The organism is Saccharomonospora iraqiensis subsp. iraqiensis (assembly GCF_000430445.1).
GTDB classification, from domain to species: Bacteria; Actinomycetota; Actinomycetes; order Mycobacteriales; family Pseudonocardiaceae; genus Saccharomonospora; species Saccharomonospora iraqiensis.
This window is the reverse complement of record NZ_KE387040.1, coordinates 88,535-92,181: the sequence shown is the minus strand read 5'-3', so window position 1 is coordinate 92,181 and position 3,647 is coordinate 88,535. Positions and strand designations below refer to the sequence as shown.

Below are 3,647 nucleotides of genomic sequence, written 5' to 3'. Positions count from 1 at the left end.
CCTCCCCCGCTCCCGCGGTCGTCGCCCGCCCGGCCAGTGCCGCGCGGGCGGCCGAGACGGTGTGCAGCAGGTTCGACCCGGTGTCGGAGTCGGCGACCGGGTAGACGTTGATGCCGTCGATGTCGCCGCGGAGCGCGTCCAGCCGCGCCACGCAGGCGTCCGCCCATTCCCGCACCGTCGCCGCGTCCAAGGCCCGCACCCGCGTATCCTCCGTAGCTGGTATCGAGGCGTCTCGGAGCGAGGGTAGCGACCCGGATGCGCCCGCCGTCGGAGCACCGGTTACGCTGATCGGGTCGCCCGGTGCCACCGGGCGGTTCGACTTGACGACTTTCTTCGAGGAGTGTTCGACGTGGCTGCCGTGTGCGACGTCTGTGGCAAGGGGCCGGGCTTCGGCAAGTCGGTCTCGCACTCTCACCGGCGTACCAACCGCCGGTGGAACCCGAACATCCAGACCGTGCACGCGAAGGTCGGGCTTTCCCAGAAGAAGCGCCTGAACGTGTGCACCTCCTGCATCAAGGCGGGCAGGGTCGTTCGGGGCTGACGCCAGGACCCGAGCACGAGGGCCCCGGGTGGTCGACGACTACCCGGGGCCCTCGTCGTGCGCGCACCCACCCACGTCCCGGCTTCGCCGTGAGGGGCACTTTCCCTGCATCTGACGCAGTGAAAGTGCCCCTCGCTGCGCGTGACGCAGGGAGAGTGCCCTTCACGGCGACACCGGCGACTCCTGCTCAGGGGAGCTTCCAGTCGACCGGGGTGGCGCCCTGGTTCTCCAGGAGGGTGTTGGCGCGGCTGAAGGGGCGGGAGCCGAAAAAGCCGTTGCGTGCGGACAGCGGGCTGGGGTGCACCGACTCGACGCACGGCACGGACCCGAGCAGCGGCTTGAGTTTGCGCGCGTTGCTGCCCCACAGGATCGCCACGAGCGGCTCGTCGCGCTCCGCGAGCGCCACGATGGCCCGCTCGGTGATCTCCTCCCAGCCCTTGCCCTGGTGCGAGTTCGGCTTGCCCGGGCGCACGCTGAGGGACCGGTTGAGCAGCAGCACGCCCTGCTCCGTCCACGGCGTCAGATCCCCGGTGGACGGCATCGGATGCCCGAGGTCGTCGGTGTACTCCTGGAAGATGTTGCGCAGGCTCTTCGGCAACGGCCGCACGTCGGGCGCCACCGCGAACGACAACCCGATGGCGTGGCCCGGCGTCGGGTACGGGTCCTGACCGACGATCAACACGCGGACGTCGTGGAACGGCTGCCGGAACGCGCGCAGGATGTTCTCCCCGGCCGGGAGGTAGGTCCGTCCGGCCGCCACCTCCGCGCGGAGGAACTCCCCCATCGCGGTGATCCGGTCGGCGACCGGATCCAACGCCTGTGCCCAGCCCGGGTCGAGGATGTCGTGCAGTGGTCGTGCGCTCACGGCCGCGCAGCCTAGCCCACCCGCCCTCCGGCGGGCCCGGCACCGGGCCACTCCGTCCGTCCCGGAGCGGTCCGGACAGCCGCACCGTCGGGTGATGTTGCGTGCCACGGGTCACGATCGCGCCGATCCGGGCGGACACCGGGTGTCCGCGGCACCGCCTAGCGTGCCCGGCATGAGCGCACGGACCACGACGGACGCGGACATCACGCCGTACACCCTGCACATCCCACAACCCGCCCTCGACGATCTGCACGCCCGGCTGGACCGGGCACGGTGGCCCGAGCTCCCCGCGGAGGCGGGCCCCGACCACGGGATACCGCTGCCGTACCTGCGTGAACTCGCCCGGTACTGGCGGCACGACTACGACTGGCGGGCGCAGGAACGCCGGATCAACGCCGTCCCGCAGTACACGACGACGATCGACGGGCACACCCTGCACTTCCTGCACGTGCGTTCACCCGAGCCGGACGCGCTGCCGCTGGTGCTCACCCACGGCTGGCCCGGCTCGTTCGTCGAGTTCCTCGACCTCCTCGGCCCGCTGACCGACCCCCGGGCGCACGGAGGAGCCCCGTCCGACGCCTTCCACGTCGTGGTGCCCACCCCGCCCGGTTTCACCCTGTCCGGGCCGACGCGGGAACTCGGCTGGACGGTGACGCGGGTGGCGCGGGCGTGGTCGGTGCTGATGCGCCGGCTCGGCTACGACCGCTACGTCGCCCACGGCGGCGACTTCGGCGCACTGGTGTCGCGGGAGCTCGGGCTGGTCGATCCGGACGCGCTCGCCGCGGTGCACCTGAACCAGATCTTCTCCGCCACCGCCACCCCGGACACCGCGGACCTCTCGGTCGAGACCGAGCGGCGCAGCGTCGAGAAGTATTATCGGTACGAGTACGAGCTCGGCGGCTACGCGGCGATCCAGGGCACCAAGCCGCACCTGATCGGCTACGGGCTCACCGACTCACCGGTGGCGCAGCTGGCCTGGATCGCGGACGGTTTCCTGGACTGGACGGGCAACTCCGGGCGGATCGAGGACGCCGTGGGCCGGGACGCGCTGTTGACCACGGTGACGCTCTACTGGCTCACCGGGACGGCGGCCTCCTCGGCGCGGTACTACAAGGAGGGCACCCGGACCTGGGGCGAACCGGAGCCGGCCTCCCCGGTACCGACGGCCGTGGCGGTGTTCCCGCACGACATCGCGCTGCCGGTGCGCAGGTTCGCCGAGCGCAACCATGTCCTCGTCCGTTGGACGGAGTTCGACCGCGGTGGGCACTTCGCCGCGTTGGAGGAACCGGATCTGCTCCTCGGCGACCTCCGGGAGTTCTTCCGCGAGTACCGATGACCGACCGGAACTCCGGCCGGTGCCGGACGTCACAGCCGCCGAGCCAGGCAGACGCTCATCGGGTCGTCGCGGTACGGGCCGAACTTCTCCATGTCCGTGTACCCGGCGGAGCGGTACAGGGCGAGGGCCTCGGGCTGCCGGTGCCCGGTCTCCAGCACCACCCGGGACCGGCCCGCCCGCCGGGCCGCGTCCTCCAGTGCGGCGAGCATCCGCCGGGACAGCCCCCGGCCGCGCATCGCGTCCACCACGTACATCCGCTTGAGTTCGACGTCCCCGGGACGCAGCGGTGGGGGCGGGTCGTCGTGTGCCCGCCAGCCCCCGCAGGCGACCGGGGCCTCGTTGACGTACCCGACGAGGAAGGTCCCCACCGGTGGGGCGAACTCGGCGGGGTCCACCGGAGTGACGTCCGGATCGCCGTACCGGACGACGTACTCCTGTTGGACCTCGTCGATCAGCTTCACCGAATCGGGATGATCGAACGGCAGGACGTGCAGCTCCACTCGCGCTCTCCTCGACAACTCGGCACACGGACCGCGGCGATGGGCACGCCGCCCGGCGACGCCCCACCCGGGACAGACAAACCGATCAGCGCCAGTGTTCCCAACCGGTTTTCCGCTCGTAGGGCCTGCCGTCCACGGTCACCCGTGGCCCACCCGGGTCGCGCACGTCCTCGACGCCGCCCACCCGCACCCAGCCCTCGGGCAACGGGGCCGAGGGCGGGAAGGTCGCGGCGAGGGCGTGATCCTCCCCACCGGTGAGCACCCAGTCCAGCGGGTCGGAGCCGAGCGCGGTCGCCACGTCCACGAGCCGGTCGGCCACGGTGAGCCGGTCGCTGCGGACGTCGATGCCGACGCCGGAGGCCCGCGCCAGGTGCCCGAGGTCCGCCAGCAGGCCGTCCGACACGT

Annotated in this window: 4 protein-coding genes and 2 pseudogenes; 2 read left to right on the top strand and 4 right to left on the bottom strand. The window is 71.9% G+C overall.

The features are described 5' to 3' along the window. A pseudogene (locus ACTIR_RS26185) lies at positions 1–199 on the bottom strand (DAK2 domain-containing protein); the annotation flags it as partial. 150 nt (positions 200–349) lie between these two features. Between ACTIR_RS26185 and rpmB the strand changes: the two are divergent. After that, complete coding sequence (gene rpmB / locus ACTIR_RS25110) at positions 350–541, top strand: 50S ribosomal protein L28 (protein WP_007027218.1); 192 nt, start codon at positions 350–352, stop codon at positions 539–541. Positions 542–728: 187 nt separating this feature from the next. Here the strand turns inward: rpmB and ACTIR_RS0102445 are convergent, their stop codons facing one another. Then, a complete protein-coding gene (locus ACTIR_RS0102445; protein WP_026453097.1) occupies positions 729–1,406 on the bottom strand; it encodes a uracil-DNA glycosylase in 678 nt (225 codons plus the stop codon). A 172-nt stretch (positions 1,407–1,578) separates the two neighbouring features. On the opposite strand from ACTIR_RS0102445, the gene ACTIR_RS0102440 reads away from it, so the two are divergent. Then, positions 1,579–2,742: an epoxide hydrolase family protein gene (locus ACTIR_RS0102440; protein ID WP_026453096.1), complete on the top strand. Its 1,164-nt coding sequence runs from the start codon at positions 1,579–1,581 to the stop codon at positions 2,740–2,742. 29 nt (positions 2,743–2,771) lie between these two features. Here the strand turns inward: ACTIR_RS0102440 and ACTIR_RS0102435 are convergent, their stop codons facing one another. Both ACTIR_RS0102435 and ACTIR_RS21265 read right to left on the bottom strand, forming a co-directional pair. Further along, on the bottom strand, positions 2,772–3,242 hold the full coding sequence (locus ACTIR_RS0102435) for a GNAT family N-acetyltransferase (RefSeq protein ID WP_026453095.1): 471 nt from the start codon (positions 3,240–3,242) through the stop codon (positions 2,772–2,774). Between the two features lie 85 nt (positions 3,243–3,327). Then, positions 3,328–3,647: pseudogene (locus ACTIR_RS21265) on the bottom strand (thiamine-phosphate kinase); the annotation flags it as partial.

Bases quoted from the DNA above. Each gene is read 5' to 3' on its own strand.
- ACTIR_RS0102440 (WP_026453096.1), top strand. From the start codon at position 1,579: ATGAGCGCACGGACCACGACGGACGCGGACATCACGCCGTACACCCTG.